At 63.1% G+C, this 18,635-nt stretch carries 17 protein-coding genes; 5 read left to right on the plus strand and 12 right to left on the minus strand.

Annotated features, from left to right (window positions below):
* The 3 genes from AAFP05_RS00340 to AAFP05_RS00350 form a co-directional block, all read right to left on the minus strand.
* A partial coding sequence (locus AAFP05_RS00340) for a methylmalonyl-CoA mutase family protein (protein WP_341727859.1) occupies positions 1-387 on the minus strand: 387 nt, incomplete at its 3' end.
* Positions 384-2,288 (minus strand): methylmalonyl-CoA mutase small subunit, encoded by a 1,905-nt coding sequence (mutA, locus tag AAFP05_RS00345; RefSeq protein ID WP_341727860.1) that lies wholly within the window; start codon positions 2,286-2,288, stop codon positions 384-386. The genes mutA and AAFP05_RS00340, both read right to left, overlap by 4 nt.
* A gap of 229 nt (positions 2,289-2,517) precedes the next feature.
* Positions 2,518-3,423, minus strand: a complete 906-nt coding sequence (locus AAFP05_RS00350; RefSeq protein WP_341727861.1) for an NAD(P)-dependent oxidoreductase — start codon at positions 3,421-3,423, stop codon at positions 2,518-2,520.
* Positions 3,424-3,524: 101 nt separating this feature from the next.
* On the opposite strand from AAFP05_RS00350, the gene AAFP05_RS00355 reads away from it, so the two are divergent.
* Positions 3,525-4,433, plus strand: a complete 909-nt coding sequence (locus AAFP05_RS00355; RefSeq protein ID WP_341727862.1) for a patatin family protein — start codon at positions 3,525-3,527, stop codon at positions 4,431-4,433.
* 18 nt (positions 4,434-4,451) lie between these two features.
* On the opposite strand, the gene AAFP05_RS00360 is transcribed toward AAFP05_RS00355, so the two are convergent.
* Positions 4,452-6,272, minus strand: a complete 1,821-nt coding sequence (locus tag AAFP05_RS00360; RefSeq protein ID WP_341727863.1) for a sugar-binding domain-containing protein — start codon at positions 6,270-6,272, stop codon at positions 4,452-4,454.
* Positions 6,273-6,333: 61 nt separating this feature from the next.
* Complete coding sequence (locus tag AAFP05_RS00365) at positions 6,334-7,056, minus strand: GntR family transcriptional regulator (RefSeq protein WP_341727864.1); 723 nt, start codon at positions 7,054-7,056, stop codon at positions 6,334-6,336.
* Between the two features lie 179 nt (positions 7,057-7,235).
* On the opposite strand from AAFP05_RS00365, the gene AAFP05_RS00370 reads away from it, so the two are divergent.
* The 4 genes from AAFP05_RS00370 (at position 7,236) to AAFP05_RS00385 (ending at position 11,301) form a co-directional block, all read left to right on the plus strand.
* On the plus strand, positions 7,236-8,255 hold the full coding sequence (locus AAFP05_RS00370) for a TRAP transporter substrate-binding protein (RefSeq protein ID WP_341727865.1): 1,020 nt from the start codon (positions 7,236-7,238) through the stop codon (positions 8,253-8,255).
* Positions 8,256-8,334: 79 nt separating this feature from the next.
* Entirely contained in the window at positions 8,335-8,847 is a 513-nt protein-coding gene (locus AAFP05_RS00375; RefSeq protein ID WP_341727866.1) for a TRAP transporter small permease, read from the plus strand.
* Positions 8,848-8,860: 13 nt separating this feature from the next.
* Entirely contained in the window at positions 8,861-10,153 is a 1,293-nt protein-coding gene (locus tag AAFP05_RS00380) for a TRAP transporter large permease (protein WP_341727867.1), read from the plus strand.
* Positions 10,154-10,227: 74 nt separating this feature from the next.
* Positions 10,228-11,301 (plus strand): mannonate dehydratase, encoded by a 1,074-nt coding sequence (locus tag AAFP05_RS00385; RefSeq protein WP_341727868.1) that lies wholly within the window; start codon positions 10,228-10,230, stop codon positions 11,299-11,301.
* 219 nt (positions 11,302-11,520) lie between these two features.
* Here AAFP05_RS00385 and pyrB read toward each other — a convergent pair whose 3' ends face one another.
* From pyrB to AAFP05_RS00420, 7 genes are all read right to left on the minus strand, one after another.
* Complete coding sequence (gene pyrB, locus AAFP05_RS00390; RefSeq protein WP_341727869.1) at positions 11,521-12,564, minus strand: aspartate carbamoyltransferase; 1,044 nt, start codon at positions 12,562-12,564, stop codon at positions 11,521-11,523.
* Between the two features lie 92 nt (positions 12,565-12,656).
* Entirely contained in the window at positions 12,657-14,378 is a 1,722-nt protein-coding gene (recN, locus tag AAFP05_RS00395) for a DNA repair protein RecN (RefSeq protein ID WP_341727870.1), read from the minus strand.
* Entirely contained in the window at positions 14,378-15,304 is a 927-nt protein-coding gene (locus tag AAFP05_RS00400) for an NAD kinase (RefSeq protein ID WP_341727871.1), read from the minus strand. Before AAFP05_RS00400 ends, recN begins: the two co-directional genes overlap by 1 nt.
* A gap of 28 nt (positions 15,305-15,332) precedes the next feature.
* Positions 15,333-16,085 (minus strand): TlyA family RNA methyltransferase, encoded by a 753-nt coding sequence (locus AAFP05_RS00405; protein WP_341727872.1) that lies wholly within the window; start codon positions 16,083-16,085, stop codon positions 15,333-15,335.
* Positions 16,082-16,336, minus strand: a complete 255-nt coding sequence (locus tag AAFP05_RS00410) for a hypothetical protein (RefSeq protein WP_341727873.1) — start codon at positions 16,334-16,336, stop codon at positions 16,082-16,084. Before AAFP05_RS00410 ends, AAFP05_RS00405 begins: the two co-directional genes overlap by 4 nt.
* On the minus strand, positions 16,333-17,328 hold the full coding sequence (locus AAFP05_RS00415) for an HAD-IIA family hydrolase (protein WP_341727874.1): 996 nt from the start codon (positions 17,326-17,328) through the stop codon (positions 16,333-16,335). The genes AAFP05_RS00410 and AAFP05_RS00415 overlap by 4 nt, the downstream gene beginning before the upstream one ends.
* Positions 17,325-18,635: hypothetical protein (locus AAFP05_RS00420; protein WP_341727875.1), on the minus strand; the 1,311-nt coding region annotated here is incomplete at its 5' end. The genes AAFP05_RS00415 and AAFP05_RS00420, both read right to left, overlap by 4 nt.

Raw genomic sequence — 18,635 nt, forward strand, 5'->3', positions numbered from 1 at the left:
CGGATGATCGGAGTCGTAGCCACGGTGGGTCGCCAGGTCGAACGCGATCGACAGCCCCTTCTGGCCGGCAGCCAGGTTGCGGCGGTAGAAAGCGTTCGACTCGGCAGCGGTGGAGAAACCGGCGTACTGACGAATCGTCCACGGACGCGAGGTGTACATGGTCGAGTAGGGACCGCGCAGGAACGGCGGCATACCCGGCATCGTGTGAAGATGATCCATGCTGTCGTATACGTCGCTGCCGTAGAGGTGCTTGACGTCGATCTGTTCCGGCGTGGTCCAGTCGATCGGTCCATCGGCGTTCAGGATCGCGTCGAAGGTGGCCTGCGCGTCTGGATCCACGGCAGGAGTCCCCAGTTCGACCTGGTCGAAACGAGGCAAGGCGTTCACTTAGTCACCCCCAAGGTGTTCAAGACATCATTCAGACCGGCGACGACATCCATGCCCATGGCGATCGTGCCATCGATGAGTCCGGCGGTATCAGCGCCCTTGAGCTCCTTGATGTTGCCCGCGAGCAGCACCTTGGCAGCACCGGCGTCCTTCAACGCTTGCGCGGCCTGCACACCGATAGATGCGTAAACCTTGCCCGAGGAGCAAAGACACGCGACCGGGGTACCGGACGCCTTCCAAGCCTCCACGATCTCAGCGATGTCGGCGGATTCCGCACTCGGGGTGTCGAGCCCCGCGATGTGGAAGTAGTTGGACGCGAAGCCTTCACGTCCACCGAAGTCACGACGAGTTCCCAGACAAGCCAAGAAGACCCCGGCAGCGGCTCCGGCAGCGGCATCGCGAAGGTCCTCGAAGACCTGCGCGTTGCGAGCCCAGGTGAGCCCGGCATATTCGGGAGCCTCAGGACGAGCGACACGACCCTCGACCGGAGCCTCCGACGGGTTCGGGAACTCCGAAACACCGGTCACCGGCAGCTTGCGAGATGCCAGCAACTTGCCGCGCTTGGCGTTGAGGTCTGCCAGCACTTCGCCGACATGACCGCCGGCGAGCACCGCAACCATGCCACCAGCGGCTTCGATCGTCTGGAACTCGGCCCAGGCGGCCTCGGCGATCTGACGGGTCAGCGACTCGATGGCCCAGGCACCGCCCGCAGGATCATTGACCCGGCAGATATCGGATTCCTCCGAGAGCACGATCTGTGTGTTGCGCGCGATGCGACGGCTGAAGACGTTGGGCAGACCCCAGGCGGTGTCGAACGGCAGCACGGTGATCGCCTCAGCGCCACCAATGGCAGCGGAGAAGGTCGAGATGGTACCGCGCAGGATGTTGACATAGGGATCGTCCCGGGTGATCTCACGCCACGAGGTGACCGCATGCTGGCGGGCGCCGCGCTTGGCCGCGGTGACCCCGAAGACCTCGCCGACCCGAGCCCACGCCGTGCGCAGCGCGCGGATGCGTGAGATGGTCGCCAGCTCGTCAACGGCAGCGGTGACGCGGAAGTTGATCGCATCGAAGGCGTCGTCCACGCTGATGCCCTGCTCCACGAGAGCTCGCACATATTCGACCGCGCTGGCCAGCAGCCATGCAACCTCGTGCACATCGCCGGCGCCGGCATTGTGGTAGATGGTGCCGTCAACGACGATCGCCCGCGACTTCTTGTACTCGGCGAGCCGCTTGACATAGCCGGCGAGCTGAGTCAGATCGGGAGTCGTGCCGTTCAGAGCGGCCGCGCCGATCGGGTCGAGACCCAGATTCAGCGAAAGCTCCGACTTGTCCTTGTCGGTCGCCTCGAAGATGGCGAGCAGCGCCTCGGCCGCGGCCTGCTGATCGGTGCGGCTGGAGACATCGATCTTGGCGAGATCGAGCAGCACGTCGGACAGATCCTTGGCGATGTCTAAGACCTGAACAGCGTCGGGATCGACACGCAGCCAGATGCTGGTGGCACCACGCTCCAGGTCGGTACGGATTGCCTCGCGAGTGACCACAGGATCGGGGTCTTCGTGCAGCGCACGAACATCCCAGGCATCCAGGTCACCGTTGCGCACGGTCGTGCCGCGCGTGAACGGCTCGGAAGCGGGCGCTCCGAGATCACCAATAGCATCATCAACGGTGTAGATCGGCTCAACCACGATGCCGTCAACGGTCTTGAAACGAAGCCGCTCGATAGCCTGCTCGGGGCTCAGCAGTTTGTCTTCAGGACGTCCCTTGTTCAGTACCTTCGCAACTTCGGCTGCCCACTGATCATAAGTGGGGGCATCGAAGTCACCGGCGAGAACGAGGTTGTCGGGCGCTTCGTCCGCGACATCCGTTGACGCGCCTGCTGGTGGAGTAGGTGTCGTCATCGGTTCACTCCTCCCAGTGTGAAGAGGCTTCTTTCGAAGCCCGGATCCAAATCTCCATACGGCCAGGAGACCGCACGGAAGCTTCTGCAATGGACGAGGCCTACCCGTCAGCTCCACGGAACTGAGTAGGCAGAACGGCCCATCGCTCAGGCCTTGTTCAGCATAGCAATCGAGGTCCTCGGCCGACGCGGTGGGTCTGAAGCGCAGCTCCGACCGCGATCTTTGTGACTCAGGCTGGTTCGCCGGCCCCGATGGTGATGTTGTTCAGCTTGGCCTGGGACTTCGTGAGCGCTGCGCAGAACTCGCCACCGAAGCCCTGGGCGCTGGCGATCTCGAGGGCCTCGTGAACACCATCGCCGACCGGGAGCGGCACGCTCAGATCGGCCGCCAGCCGCGAGAAGTAGCGCACATCCTTGCGTGCGTTGTCGAGCTGGAACTTCAGGCCCTCGAAGTCGCCCTCGAGAGACGCGCCCATGATCTTCAGGGTGCCACCGTTGGCGAAACCTCCTCCGCCCAGCACCTCGATCAGCTTGGCCGGGTCGACGCCCGACTTCACGCAGACCGAGAAGCCCTCGGCCAAGGTGGTCAGCGCGGCCTGGAAGGCTGTGTTGTTGGCGAGCTTGATGATGTGGCCTGCGCCCAGCCCGCCGCAACGGTAGATATTGTCGGCGAAGCAGGAGACGATCGGCTCCACCTCGGCGAAGAGTTCATTGTCGGCGCCGACCAGCACGTTGACGGTGCCGGCCTCGGCTTCGACCGGTCCGCGGGTGAGCGGAATGTCGGCGAACTTCACGCCCTTGGAGGCTGCCTGCTCGGCCATCTTGAAGGTGGTGGACGGTTCGGAGGTGGAGGCGTCCAAGATCAGCAGGCCGGGCTTCGGGTCGGTGAGAACCTGGCTGACGACCTGCTCGACATCGGCCGCCGAGGTAACACAGATCACGATCACATCGCTGATCCGGCCCAATTCCGCGTTGTCGGCGGCGCGGGTCGCACCTAGCTCGTCCAGACCTTCGGGCGCCCGCTTGCGCATCGTATAGACCAGCGGATAGCCCTTCAGCAGCAAGTTCTTGGCCAGCCCGTGGCCCATCAGTCCGGTCGCTCCCACGAATCCGATCTGCTTGTTGTTCTCGCTCACGTCGTTCCTCTCGCATCGGGTCATCGACAGCATCTGGAGGGTCCACGCGGATCCTCTACGCCCCTTATTGTGTCATCGCGATCGAGTGAGAGCATGGTGGTATGTCAGCTTCCACCACCCCGACCGCTTTGACAAGCAATGTGACCGACACCGCGCTGATTTTCGAGGGCGGCGGCATGCGTGCCAGCTACTCCGCCGCCGTCGTGGCGGCGCTGTTGCGGGCGGGCATCCATATCGATTGGGTGGCCGGTATCTCGGCGGGATCGTCCAATACGGCGAACTACCTGGCGCGAGATCCTGAGCGGGCCCGCCAGTCATTCGTCGACTTCGCTGCCGATCCGCAGTTCGGAGATCTTCGGACCTTCGTGCGTGGCAAAGGTATGTTCAACGCCGACTACATCTATCGGGAGTCCGGGCTTCCCGGAGGCTCGCTGCCCTTTGATTTCGCCACCTTCCACGCCAACCCGGCGGCGATGAGCCTGGGTGTCTTCGAGGCCGATACCGGCCGCGCCTTCTATTGGACGCGCGAGGACACTCCGACGACGCAGGACCTGATGATCCGGGTGCAGTCGTCGTCCACGCTGCCCTTCTTCATGCCCACGGTGCATATCGGCGAGCACAGCTATCTGGATGGCGCGCTCGGGCCCAGCGGTGGAATTGCCTTGGACGCAGCGAGGGCCGCCGGATACCAGAAATTCCTTGTTGTGCTGACCAGGCCACGCCGCTATGTGAAGGAACCGATGCGGGTCAGCCGCATCATGCGGCAGTATTTCCGTCGCTATCCCGCGGTTGTCGACGCATTGGAGGCGCGTGCCGACAACTACAACCGCACTCGCGAGGAGTTGCTTGAGTTGGAGAGCGAGGGCAAGGCGACGGTCTTCTTTCCGGACGGTCGACTGGTCGACAGTTCGGAGAAGAACATCGTCAAACTGGCTCGCAGCTACGCGGACGGCCGGGCCCAGATCACCCGCGAGTTGCCGGCCTGGAAGGAGTGGCTGGGCCTGGCCTGACAGCACACCGGGCACCAGTCATCGGCCGGGGGCCAGTGAGTCGAAGGCCGCGTAGAGTTCTGCGTTCAGTTCTCGAAGCAGTCCGGCGTCCGGCTTCAGAACTCGCCGATCGTAGCTGAACAATCCGTTTGTCTCGATCTCCACGTCGCTCACCTGGGTAAGGACGCAGGCACGCAGGCCATGGGCGAGCAACGGGATTAGCTGCTCACGGTAGAGCTTGGCAAATGCGAGATTGAGTTCGTCCGCATTGTCGTAGAAGCGGTAGCCGAACCGGCCGGCGCCTTCCCACAGGTGTCCGTCGGCAGCCATGTTGAATCCGCCGAACTCAGAGATGAAATACGGACGACGATCCCTGCGCGGCGGACGCTGCAACTTTAAGACGTAGCGATGCCTGCTACGGAAATCGCCACCGCGTTGATCGAACCAACCCGAGGCTGGGTCGACCAGTCGCGTGGGGTCCAGGGCGCGGACCTGCCGTTCCAACCGGGAGGTGTGATATTGCCCCCAACCCTCGTTGAAGACGACCCACATCGCAATGCTCGGATGACAGCGCAGCAGCGCGATCATACCGGCCATATCAGCCTCGAACTCGTCGCGGTTCTGCTTGGATTCCCGGCCGGCTGCGAGCAACCCGCGGCGGGTCTTGTCGCGTGTCTGCCAATCCAGCATCATCACCAGGCGTGATCGGGGAATGCTGACGCGCGGTCGTCCACCGTTCACGACGTCTTGTACGACGAGCATGCCCAGCCGGTCGGCATGGTGGTAGAAGCGTCGCGACTCGACCTTGATGTGCTTGCGGACGCCATTGAAGCCGAGACCTTTGAGTTCTTCGAGGTCGAAGATCAGCGCCTCGTCCGACGGAGCCGTCATCCCGGACTCGGGCCAATAGCCCTGGTCCAGCGGAGCGTTGAGGAGCAACGGCATGCCATTGAGGACGATGACCGGGCGCTGACTGCGACGAGCACCAGGGATGCGACCCAGCGAGATGGTCCGCAGGCCGGCCCAGGAGGTGACCCGATCGCCGTCGTTACTGACTTCGAGCCGGTAGAGGTAGGGATCGTCGGGCGTCCAGGGACGAACGTGTGGCAGCGCTACTTCGACCGAATGGCCGGACCTGCCGGTTGCGCTCACCTCGGAACCGTCCGGACCGTACACCCGAATGACCACCTGACATGGCTTTTCGGTCTCGACAGCGATGGAGAATCCGTCGAGATCGCCGTAGCTGATGGCGGCCACAGATGTGATGGCGTTGGCTGGGAGCGGTTCGACCCAGACACTCTGCCAGATGCCACTGGTCGCGGTGTACCAGATGTCCTTCGGGACCTTCTCTGCCTGCTTGCCATACTGCTGACGCCCGGCAGGGCCCGGATCGCGGACGCCGACCACGATCTCCGGCCGCCCGTAGCCGGCGGGGAGCTCGACGCTGAACGGCAGATAGCCGCCGCGATGCTGACCGGCCAGTCGTCCGTTCACCCAGATCGCCGCCTGGTAGTCGATGGCCTCGAAGTTGAGCACGACCCGACGGTCCCGCCATTCGGGCGGGAGCTCGACGATCCGGCGGTAGAAGAGCGTCTCATCGGCACGCAGCTCGCGTGTCACGCCCGACGCGACCGTCTCCAAGGCGAACGGAACGCGGATCTGGCCGTCGTAGGCGGTGGGCAGCGGTTCGTCCGCGAGCCCGCACGAGGATGATTCATGGATGGCGTAATCCCAGCTGCCGTTGAGGCACAACCACTGCGGTCGCTCCAATTGCGGACGCGGGTAGTGCGCGAGGGGACACTCGGCGTTCAAGGCCTCGTCGGCCCAGGGAGTGCGCAAGTCAGTAACGACCGGGTTCACCGCTCGGCTCCGAGATCCACACTCATACCCATTTGCGAATGATATCGCGCAAAGTTCGGTGTCATCCGGATTCCAAAGTCGTAACCAACCGACGGACCGGACGCAATTGCACGGAGCTGAACATCTCCGGAGATCGCCCCTGCACCACAGCGATGTCAATCAGAATCTCCCGCAGATGCTCGCGTAGCACCGCTACCGCCGTCGTTACGTCGTCCTTCTCGATGCTGTCCACGATCTGTGCATGCTGCTCGATAAAATGCGCATACGAAGTATGAATCGCCAGGCCGAATCGCCTGGCTCGGTCAAGATGACCCTTCTCAGCGAAGACGATGGGCCAGGCGCCTTGTCGACCGGTCAGCGCGAGCAATTCGCGGTGAAAGCCCTCATCCAATTGAAAAAAATCATCAATGCCAGTCCCGTTGGGTTTGACCGTGAGTTGAGCTTCCAGATTCTCGTGCAAGGCGTCAAGGTGCTCGGCCGATTCACCATTGCGGACGAATCCTTCCAATGCCGTGCATTCAATGGCCTCTCGAACAAATTGAGCCAGATTCACTCTGTTGATGTCGACATGCGAGACGAAGGTCCCCACCTGGGGAAACACCTGGACGAATCCCTCGTCTCGAAGCTTCAGCAGGCTTTCCCGCACCGGAGTTCGGGAAACTCCCAGCTCGGTGGCCAGATCTTTCTCAGAGATCGCGGCCTTGGGCGGGTACTGCAGCGTGACGATGCGTGCCCGCAGCTCGGCATAGACATCTTGCCGGATGGTCGGCGCCTTCCCAGACATGACGCCAGTGTAGCCAGGATGTTGTTTGACAGCACTGATATGTCAGTCTTAGCATTCCATGCAGAGTCAGAGTCGACCCTCAACCAACCCGGAAGGCTCACTCTGCACCGGCCGCCACGAGCGCAACGATGTGGCCGGGCCGCCCATCCAGGGGAAATGAACCTTAGGGAGTACCCGAAATGAAGAAGAGACTACTCACGGCGACAGCACTGTTGGCATCCCTCGCACTGGCCGGTTGTGGTCTGGGACCCGCCACCGTCGATGACGAGGGCGGAGAAGGCCGGGTTATCAAGATCGCCGGCACCTGGAATCAGACCCACCCGGTCGCCGCGTCCCTCGACAACGTCCTGAAGCCGGAGATCGAGGAGAAGACGAACGGCGCCCTCACCCTCGACGTGTATCACTCCGGCACTCTCGGAAACGAGGCTGACCTGTGGGACGCCGTCCGCAACGGCACGATTGAGATGGCTGTCGTCGGCACGCCCATGAACCAGGAATTCCCGACCATGCTGATTTCTGACTGGCCGTGGCTGTATCGCGATGTCGAGCATGCCAAGGCCACCTGGACCGGCGACGTGGCCGACGATTTGAGCGCGCAGTTCCACGAGAAGTTCCCAGAGACCCAGATTCTCTCCTGGGGACCGAACAGCGCCCGCACATTCAGCAGCTCCAAGCAGCTGACCTCACCGGCCGACTTCGCGGGCCAGAAGTTCCGGATGCCCAACAACCCCATCCACTTGGGGCTGGCCGCAGATCTCGGCGCCAGCGCCCAGGTCATCCCCCTTGGCGAGTTGTTCTCGGCTCTGGAGACCGGTGTCGTTGACGGCCAGGACAACGGCATGGTGACGATCGTCTCCGAAGGTCTCTACGAGGTACAGCAGTACGTCTACGAGACGAACCACATCGTCGCGACCATGGAGATCGTGGCGAACCAAGCGTTCCTCGACTCACTGACCGAAGAACAATTGAAGATCGTCCAGGATGCTGCCAAGAAGGCGACCGAGCAGGCCTGGGACAACTACATCGCTAGCATCGCCAAAGACCGCCAAACACTGATTGACAACGGCCTCACCGTCACTCCGCTCACCGATGCGGATCGCGCCGTGCTGGTTGAAAAGACCAAGCCCACGGTTGACAAGCTCTATGCCGACAATGACTGGGCCAAAGAACTCGTCACCAAGATCGAAAACGTCAAGTAGATAGCCATCGTGATCGGGGTCAGCACCGCATGGTCGTTGGCCCCGGCCACTGGACTGGAGCCATCACATGACTGGATTCATGGACAAGCTGTTCCGGGGAATTCAAATTCTCATCGCGATTTTTCTCGGTATCATGATCACGCTCGTATTTCTGAACGTGATCCTGCGCTACGTCTTCAATACCGGGCTCGCCTGGTCCGAAGAGATCGCCCGTATCTGTTTCATCTACCTCGTCTACCTCGGCACGATCGACGCCTACCGGGACAACCGTCATCTGGGCGTCGAGCTGCTGGTCGAACGCGTCCCCGAGAAGGCACGTCGAGGTGTCTACCTGGCCATTCAGCTCATCGTGATCTGGATGATGGCCGTGCTTGCCATGGGTAGTTGGAACCTGACCATTCAGAGCATTAACGACCACTGGGTAGCAACGGGATATCCTCGCGCCCTCATCAATGGCGTCGGAGTATTGACCGGAGTGTCGATCATCGCGCTCGCTGTATCGAACATCATCAAGATGGTGCTCAACAAGATACCCGTTCTTACGCTCATGTCGCCCAAGGACGAAGTCTCCGAAGAATTCTCGATCGAGTGAGGACTGACTGACAATGCTGCTACTCACTCTGTTCCTGGTCTATTTGATCTTCGCCATCGCCATCGGCGTCCCGATCGCGATCTCGCTGCTCTTCTGCGCAGTGGTTACCGGCCTGCATATGGGCGGCACGGCCACCAGCCCCGAGATCATCTCCGCCCAATTGATGCGCGGCACCGACTCGGTATCCATGATGGCGTTGCCGTTCTTCGTGCTCGCAGGCGAACTGATGAACCGTGGAGGCCTGACCCGGCGGCTCATCGAGTTCGCCAACATCTTCGTCGGACGAGTCCGCGGCGGCCTGGGCTATGTCACGATCTTCGCCTGCCTGCTCTTCGCCTCGCTGGTTGGTTCTGCAGTGGCGTCCACCGCTGCGCTCGGCGCCATACTCATTCCGATGATGGCGAAGGCAGGATACGACCGCGCGAAGGCCGCAGGGCTGGTGGCGTCCGCCAACTTGGTGGCACCGATCATGCCGCCCTCGGTGCCGTTCATCGTCTACGGCGTAGCTGCCGGCGTCTCCATCAAATCGCTGTTCATGGGAGGTATCGCACCTGCCATCTACCTCACCTTGTTGATGTGCGTGATCTGGTTCATCGTCTCGCGCAAGGATGCAGTGAAGTCAAACGAGCGCCGCCCGACGATAGCCGAGGCACTGAAGGTCTTCATCAACGGTATGTGGGCGTTGCTGCTTCCCGTCATCGTCCTGGTCGGTCTGCGCAGCGGCGCCTTCACCGCAACGGAGGCGGGCGTGGTGGCGGTCGTCTACGCGCTTCTCGTAGGCGTCTTCGTCTACCGAGAACTGAAGCCGAAGGAGATATTCAATGGCTTGATCTCCGGCGCCAAGATGTCGGCAGTCGTCATGTTCTTGGCAGCAACCGCCCAGGTGGCCGCCTACTTCATGACTATCTCTGGCCTGCCGAAGATCGTCATCGCGTTGCTGGAGCCGCTGATCGAGCGTCCTACGCTGTTGGTGGTCGTGCTGATGATTATCGTGCTGATCGTAGGCTTGGCTATGGACGTTGTGCCAACGATCCTTATCTTGACCCCGATCGTCATTCCGGTGCTCAACGCCGCCGGCGTCGATCTGGTCTATTTCGGCGTCGTCTTCGTGCTCGCGAATGTTCTCGGTTTGACCTCCCCACCTGTTGGACCGGTGCTGAATGTGGCCTGCGCGACAGGAAACGTGAAGATGGGCGCGATCTTGAAACCGGTGATTCCCTATTTCATCGCGCAATCCGGCCTGGTGGTGCTGCTGGCTGTCTTCCCGCAATTGGTCCTCGTGCCGCTGCATTGGTTCGGAGGTTAGCCTTGGCGCTGGTGGGCTCTCAACGGCCCACCAGCGCATCTGGATCCGTGTTTCGTCGACGAATGAGGACCGAAGTGAAGTTTGGAATGCGCTGGTTCGGCGCGCAGGATGACCCTATCCCGCTCGAATTCATCCGGCAGGTACCCAATGTCAGCCATGTGGTCGGCGCTCTGTTCGATGTGCCGGTCGGAGAGGTCTGGCCAATGGAGAAGATCACCGCGCTGCGCGATCAAATCGAGGCTGTCGACCTGAAGTTCGAATTGGTCGAAAGCGTCAATATCCACGACGACATCAAGATCGGCGGCCCTCAGCGCGACCGGGCGATCGACAACTACATCGAGACCATCAAGAGCCTGTCGGCAGTCGGCGTGAAGGTCATCTGCTACAACTTCATGCCGGTCTTCGACTGGGTGCGCACCGACCTCCATCACCGGCTGCCCGACGGGTCACTAACCATGGCCTACGAGGATGCACTGGTTCAGGGCACCGCTCAGGAAGCCATGGACCGGATGAACGCCAACAACACCGGCGGCCACAAACTGCCCGGCTGGGAGCCGGAGCGTCTCGTCCACTTGCAGGAGTTGCTGGAGGCCTATGCCCCGCTCGACGCCGACGGGCTGGCAGACAACTTCAAGTACTTCATCCGGGCCATCATGCCGACCTGTGAGCGTTACGACGTCAAGATGGCCATGCACCCGGACGATCCGCCGAAGTCGCTCTTCGGGCTGCCGCGCATTGCCAAGGACGCCGAAGACCTGCGCCGGATCGAGTCGTTCTATGACTCCCCCTACAACGGGTTCACGCTGTGCACCGGATCGCTCGGGGAAAACCCCGACAACGACGTGCCCGCGCTGATCCGCGAGTTCGCCGGACGCGACAAGGTCGGCTTCGCGCAGATCCGCAACATCAAGTTCACCTCCGAGGTGGACTTCCATGAGTCGGCACATTCTTCGACCTACGGCTCGCTCGACATGTACGAGATCATGCGCGCCTTCTACGACTCAGGATTCGACGGTTACGCCAGACCCGATCATGGCCGCGATATCTGGGGCGAGCGGGGACGTCCCGGCTACGGCCTATACGACCGCGCACTGGGCATCAGCTATCTGAGCGGCCTGTGGGAAGCGATCACCAAGGCGAATCTCTGAATCACTCGCCCCGCTTGCCGGCTTCCCGGCGTCCCAACTACAGCGGCTGCCGCGAATAACAGACGCTGCCGAACCTTCGGTAGCCGTCGTTGTTTCCCGCAGCCGCTGTCGCCAGACCTGCACACATCGGTAGCCGCTGCGACTTCCCGCAGCCGCTGTCGCTCGACCTGCACACATCGGTGGCCGCTGCGACTTCCCCCAGCCGCTACAGCGCGAAACTCAGTTCCAGCGCAGGGTCGCGTCCCAGGGACGCCGCTTGATTGTCGCCTTCACGGCGTCCGCGGAGCACCCGAGCGTGGTAAGGAAGATCGCCATTCTGATCAGCACGCCGTTGTCGGTTTGCCGGAAGATCGACAGGCCGGGCAGGTCGTCCACATCGGTGGACAGATCGAACGAATCCATCCGCGAATCGCGGGGCAGCGGGTGCATGATGATGATCTCGTTGGCGCCTGCTTCGGCGAGCATCTGCCTGTTCAGCAGATTGCCGGAGATGTTCGCCGAAGCCAACACCTCTTCGGTCATCCGCTCGCGCTGGACGCGGGTCGCGTAGACCGCATCAGCTCCCGTCACCGCTTCCGGCACCGAGTCACAGTCGATGACGCGGTGGCCGCGCTCTCGCGCGTACCTCTCGACCTCGACGGGCAACTCGAGGCTCGGTGGGCTGAACATCTTGAAAGTGATCTTGTCGGCCAGTGACAGCAGCTTCATCAGCGAGTGCACGGTGCGTCCATACTTCAGGTCGCCGACGATCGCGATAGTGCAGCCGTCGACCGGCTTGCCGAGCGCTCCCAGTTCAGATTCGAGCGTGTAGAAGTCGAGCAGCGCCTGGCTCGGGTGCTCGCCCGCGCCATCGCCGGCGTTGACCACGGGCACCACCGATGCGGCCGCGAACTCGGCGACCGAGCCCGCATCGGGGTGACGCACCACGAGCACGTCGGAGTATCCCGAGACAACCCGCGAGGTGTCCGCGATCGATTCACCCTTTGCCATGGACGAGAAGGTGAAGCCGGTGGTCGTGGTCACCTCACCGCCCAACCGCAAGAAGGCCGACTCGAAGCTGAGCCTGGTTCGAGTGCTGGGCTCGAAGAAGAGGCTTCCGAGAATGGCCCCGTCGAGCACGGTACACACCTCGTGCCGCTCGGCGATCGGACGCACGAGGTCGGCCAGATCGAACAATTTCTGCAACGATGTCCGGTCGAACTGCTGAACGCTCAGTAGATGACGTCCGGGACCGAACGGCGGAAGACTATCGGCCAGAATCACTGTTTCCACTCCTTCAACGACATGACGAGGGCAACCTATCACGCGTCCTCCGCGGGAGATTGCCCTCGCCAATTCTCAGCCGGCAGGCCTGATCAGGCGCCCAGTTGACTGTTCTCCGCAGGTAAGGAGTGCGCTCCGGCCAGCTCAAGTAAGTCCCTGGCATGTGCCAGACCAGAACTGCTGTCGTCCAGGCCACCCATCATGCGCGCCAACTCGGATTGCCGATCGACTCCGCTGACGAGCCTCAGATCGCTGGTGGTCACCTGCCCATCGCTGGACTTGGAGACGACCCAATGCGCGGACGCGAATGCCGCCACCTGGGCCAAATGGGTCACCACTATGACCTGTGAGTATTCGGCCAATCTCGCCAGCCGGCGGCCGACCTCGATGGCTACCGTGCCACCGATCCCGGCGTCCACTTCATCGAATACGAAGACGTGGCCCGGGTCCTCGGCTGCCAGCACCACTTCCAAACCCAGGCGCACTCGCGAGAGCTCACCGCCCGAGGCGACTCTTGCCAGTGGCCCGGGAGCCGCTCCGGGGTTGGCCGCGAAGAGCAACTGCAGATGCTCCAGGCCGTGGGGTCCCGGCTTCGGCAACGGCTGCAGTTCGAAGCGCAAGCGGGCGTGCGGCATAGCGAGCGCGGCGAGCTCGGTCTGCACTGCGGAGGCCAACCGCTGTGCTGCCCGCTCCCGCAACCCGGTGATCTGGCCGCCCGACGCCAGTAGGGTCTCGTCGAGGTCGGCTATCAGTGCGTTCAGTTCGTTCAGTCGCTGATCCCCCTGGGTGAGCCCGCCCAGCCTGCTGGCAGCCTGCTCCGCCCATGCCAGCACTTCATCAATGGTCGACCCGTACTTGCGGGTCAGCCCCGCAAGCTGCGCCCGCCGCGACGTCACCGCGTCGAGACGCAACGGATCGGCATCGAGATCTGCCAGGTAGGACGCGACGTCGGCCGCCAGTTCGTTGACCTGACCAGCGAGGATGCGTACCGCGTTGGCCAGCTCGGTGGCCTGCTCATCCAAACGGGCGATATCGACGAGTTCGTGCCGGGCCATTCCGACCAAGCCGATCGCTCCCGGATCGTCCAGATCGCCTTCGTCAGAGCCCGACAGCGCATGATTGGCTCGCTCTGCAAGCATCCGCAAGTCATCCATCGCCTGCAGCCTGGACGCCTCAGCCGCGAGTTCAGCGTCCTCGCCGGGATGGGGATCGACAGCCGAGATCTCATCAAGACCGAAGTGGAGAAGATCGGCTTCCCTGGCACGTCCTTGCGCGTTGTGAATCAGATCGTCGCGCTCGGCACGCAGCTGGTCACGGCGGCGGTATGCCTGCCGGTAACGCTCGAGTAGGCCCAGCAGCTCAGGCCCTCCCGCATGGTCGAGCACCTCGCGCTGTCTGTCAGGGTCACCCAGCCTGACTTGCTCGGCCTGCCCGTGAATGGTCGCGAGTTCGCCGGTGATCTCAGCGAGCTTTGAGATCGGGGTCTGCACGCCACCGACGAATACCCGCGAGCGACCTTGCTTGCTGACTTGTCGAGAGACGAGCAGTTCGTCCGCCTCGGTCTGCGCTCCGATGGAATCCAGCTTCTGGGTCACCGGCGAAATCTCGTCGAAGCGTCCCTCGATGATTGCGCGCTGTGACCCGAGTCGCACGACCGACGAATCGGCTCGGCCACCCAGCAGCAGGCCCAGCGAGCTGACGATCATCGTCTTGCCGGCACCGGTCTCGCCGGTGATGGCAGTCATGCCCGCGGTTGGTTCGATGGTCGCGTCTGCGATCACCCCGAGGTCCGCGATGCGAAGCTCGACGAGCATCAGGGGCGTCCTCTGCTTCGAAAACCGTCGATGTTGAGGTCGAACTTCTTCACCAGGCGTGAAGTGAAAGGCTGCTCCTTGAGCCTGGCAACCCGCAGCGGATGACTTCCTCGCTGCACGTGGATGCGGGCACCCGGCAGAATATCCACCGAGCGGCGGCCATCGCACCAGACCACCGCACGCGTGACGAACTGGTTCGACAAGGTCAAATCGACCAGGGAGTTGGGGTCGAGCACCAACGGTCGCGCGAACAGCGCATGCGCGGCCATCGGGACGACCTGGAAGGCCTGCACGTCCGGCCAGATGACCGGTCCACCGACGGAGAATGCGTAGGCGGTGGATCCGGTCGGCGTTGATACCAGCATCCCGTCGCAACTCCACCGGGAGACCGGCCGTTCATCGATCTCGACCAGCACGTCGAGCATCTTCTCGCGGGCCGCCTTCTCTAGCGAAACCTCGTTGACGGCGAAGGACGACCAGATCTGGTGCCCATCTGGATCGATCACCTGCACGTCGAGGGTGAGACGTTCCTCCACCGAATAGTTGCGGTCGACGACCTGCTGAACGAGCTTATGAACGTCGTGTGATTCGAGTTCCGCCAAGAAGCCGACGTGACCCAGGTTGACACCGAGCAGCGGCACCCCGCTCGGGATGACGCCCTCGGCCGCTCGCAGAATCGTGCCGTCGCCACCGAAAACGACCATCAGTTCGAGCCGATCGAGTCTGTCGAGACTGCCCTGTTGGATCTCCGCCGCCCCGACTCGCTCGCGTAGATCGGCGATGCGATCGCCGAAGCCCACACACGTGATGCCGGTATCTGCGATTCCCTTGACGAACTTCTCGGCAACATCGATTGCCTCCGGACGCGCCGGATGCAGCAGAATCCCTACGCGGCGGGCTACCTGGGGTTGCGGGATAATCGTCACGTTCGAAGCCTACCCAAGTCGGCCGACCTTACTGCTGGACATCCGAGGACCGCTGTGTACCCCGGGCAAAACAGACGAAGTGCTCCAGATTGCCGGCCGGACCGGCCAGCTGACTGTCCGCCCGCCACACAGGAACCCAACCCAGCCTCGCCGCATCGTCGACAACGCCATCGATGGCAAGCAGGCGATCGGTTTGCGAGCGGACGACTCCCCCTGCGCCGAGCCTTTCGCGTCCGACCTCGAACTGCGGCTTGATCATCAGCATCGCTTGACCGGCAGGTTTCAGCACCGCGAACAGCGGTTCGAGGAGCATCCGCAATGAGATGAACGAGACATCCGCGACGACCAGATCGACCGGTTCACCGTCGAGATCCGCGAGCACAAGGTCGCGCAGATTCAGGCCCTCCCGCACCTGCACACGCGGATCGGTTCGCACGGCGGGCGCCAACTGGTCATGCCCGACATCCACCGAGTAGACGATCTCTGCGCCACGGCTGAGCAGCACCTGAGTGAACCCGCCGGTCGAGGCACCGGCATCGAGCGCCCTGACGGGCACCTGGAGCCCGGAGGCATCGAGCGCTCCGATGAGCTTGTGCGCCGCTCGCGAAACCCACGGGTCGGTCTGGCAGTCGATGGCATCCGACGGGACGGTGCGATATGCAGGCCGCGTCGCGACCTGACCGTTGACCTGCACTCGTCCGCTCTTGATCAGCTCGGACGCCTGCGACCGCGACCTGGCGAGGCCCGCAGTGACCAGTGCCTGGTCAAGCCGTTCAGTCACCGTGGACGCGCTCCCGGCCTGGGCATCGGAATGGCTCCGGCTCGGGAACTCTCCAAAACACCGGCGAGCACTTCATGGGCGGCAGACAACCGTTGCAGCTGGTCACTCACCGAAAGCTGGTCGGCCTCGGCAAGGTCTGCAAGCACGGCATCGATGATCCGGTTGCCGGTAAGGGGCGGACCTGCCAGGGCTACTGCCCGTCCCGGTCCTTGGTCTTGCCCGGCCTTCGTGTCTCGCCCGGTGTCGGTCATGGAAGCAGCTGCAACGCATCGAGAGTCTCGGTGGCGTCCAGTGAGCCGTCCCTCCAAGTGAGCTGGACGATCGCCCACAAGGCGTCGAGCTGCTCGGTAACCGAGGTCAGCGGGCCGTCGATTTGCACGACCGAGCCTGACGTCCATGCACGGGCGGCGCCGCAGACGACCGCGCCACCACCCTGCGAGCACTCCCGGCGGGGTTCGAGAAGACCCTCGACATTCCAGCCGATGGCCGTTGGACGCTGTCTGGGACTCGCGCTGACCAGGTCTTTCTTGCCGTGCGCGCCGGTGAAGACCAGGAACGAGTCGATGCCCACATTGTGGGCCCCCTCAATATCGGTGTCCAGACGATCGCCCACGAAGACCGGCCTGGACGCCTGCATCCGCTTGATGGTCTCCTGCAGCAGCGGCGGATATGGCTTGCCCGCGACCGTGATCGGCGCATCCGGCACCGCAGTTCGAAGCGCCTCAATCTGCGCTCCGGCTCCCGGGACCAGGCCCAGGTGGGTCGGCCGAGTGATATCGGTGTTCGTGCCGAACCAACGCGCACCGTGCTGGATCGCGAAGCCCGCGTTGTCAAGGCTCGGCCACGACAGGTTCGGATCGTAGCCCTGGACAACGGCGACGGGCTCCTGCGTAAAGTCGCTGACGACGGTGAAACCGGCGGCGGTCATCTCATCGGCGAGTGCCTGCGCACCGCACACCTGAACCTTGGCGCCATCGGGCAACTCCCGGCGCATCACCTGTGCAATCGCCTGCGGGCTGGTGACGACATCACTCAGCCCGCAGTCGATACCCAGCTGGTTGAGCTGGTCGACCACGACATCGGCGCTGCGTCCGGCGTTGTTGGTGACAAAGCCGACCTTCACTCCCAGGCTGCGGAGTTCTGCGAGACTGGCCGGAGCACCCTCAACGGCGTCCGGACCGAGGTAGACAACGCCATCCAGATCGAACATCGCGGCGTCGTAGGCATCGATGAAGCGGCTCACTCATCCTCCAGATCGTCGCCTGCCGGGTCCGCATCCGCAGCTGCGCCATCGTCTGTCGGCAAGCCGTCCGCTTCGGCATCGTCGTCGACGTCATCGACTTCTTCGACATCAAGCACTTCGAACTCATCGAGATCCGTGGTGTCGGGCAACGGCTCGCCCTTCAACTCGGCGATGCGGGCGTCGATCTCTAAGATCTGTGCCTCGTCGTACCGGCCGGCGGACGCCAACCACTCCAGCGCGGCGTCGACTCGTCCGTGTTCGGCAAGCAGGTCGGCGTAGGCGAAGCGCAGACGGGCCTGACCCTGGCGTCCGCCGCGGCCGCCGCTGATTGCCTCCTTGAGCAACCGTAATGCTTCGTCGCGCTGTCCCATGTCATCCCGGACGCCGGCCTCGACCAGAATCACCTCGACCTGCTGGGGCACGCTGAGCTTGACCTCGCGAGCCTCGCGAAGTGTGCGCAGGGCGATCTGATGCTTGCCGACGGCACGCTCGCAGTCGGCGATAATCGGCAGATAGTCATCGTCGCCGGTCATGCGATGCAGCGCACGGTATTCGGTGAGCGCCGTGTCGTAGTGCTCGGCGAGATATGCCGTCTCGGCTGCCGCCTCGCGAACCACCGGCAATCTGGACGCGAGCCGCCTGGCGACCATCGCGTGCGCGAGCGCCTGCTCCGGATCCACCTCGATGAGCTCGGCGGCCGCCTGCAGATGACCGCCGACCTTTTCTGCCAACTGCTTGGTCAAGGACCGCAACTCGGCTCGCATCGGGCCGGGCAGGCCCGACTGGTCATAACCCTCAGGAAGCTCCGGCTCGTTCTCCGCAGGCTCCAGTCCCGGAGGCAGCGGACGCTCGTCCCTGTCAGGACGATCATTGCGTCGATCGAAGCTCCGAGAATCGCGCCCCTGCGGGTACCCACCCTCGCGGCGGCGATCAGCGCCACCACGCGAATCGCGATTCGGCCCGCGATCGTCGTAGGAGCGTGCCGGACGAGAACCGTCGCGGTCACCGTACGAGCGGCGGTCCTGATCGCCGGTGGCGTTCTTGCCACGATCGCCGTAGGACCGTCGGTCCTGATCGCCGTAGGAGCGTGCCGGACGAGAACTGTCGCGGTCGCCGTACGACCGGGCCCGATCACCGGTGGCGTTCTTGCCACGATCACCGTAAGACCGGCGGCCCTGGTCACCGTAGGAGCGTGCCGGCCGAGAACTGTCGCGGTCGCCGGTGACGTTCTTCTTATCACGATCGCCGTAGGACCGGCGATCCCGGTCGCTGTAGGAACGGTCATTTGATGACCTGCGATCCCGGTC

Origin of the sequence: Brooklawnia sp. (assembly GCF_032229645.1) — a bacterium.
Lineage (GTDB): Bacteria > Actinomycetota > Actinomycetes > Propionibacteriales > Propionibacteriaceae > Brooklawnia.

Coding starts and splice junctions, on each gene's coding strand:
- AAFP05_RS00370 (WP_341727865.1), top strand. CDS start 7,236: ATGAAGAAGAGACTACTCACGGCGACAGCACTGTTGGCATCCCTCGCA.
- AAFP05_RS00380 (WP_341727867.1), top strand. CDS start 8,861: ATGCTGCTACTCACTCTGTTCCTGGTCTATTTGATCTTCGCCATCGCC.
- AAFP05_RS00410 (WP_341727873.1), bottom strand. CDS start 16,336: ATGACCGACACCGGGCGAGACACGAAGGCCGGGCAAGACCAAGGACCG.
- recN (WP_341727870.1), bottom strand. CDS start 14,378: ATGCTCGTCGAGCTTCGCATCGCGGACCTCGGGGTGATCGCAGACGCG.
- AAFP05_RS00355 (WP_341727862.1), top strand. CDS start 3,525: ATGTCAGCTTCCACCACCCCGACCGCTTTGACAAGCAATGTGACCGAC.
- AAFP05_RS00375 (WP_341727866.1), top strand. CDS start 8,335: ATGGACAAGCTGTTCCGGGGAATTCAAATTCTCATCGCGATTTTTCTC.
- mutA (WP_341727860.1), bottom strand. CDS start 2,288: ATGACGACACCTACTCCACCAGCAGGCGCGTCAACGGATGTCGCGGAC.
- AAFP05_RS00365 (WP_341727864.1), bottom strand. CDS start 7,056: ATGTCTGGGAAGGCGCCGACCATCCGGCAAGATGTCTATGCCGAGCTG.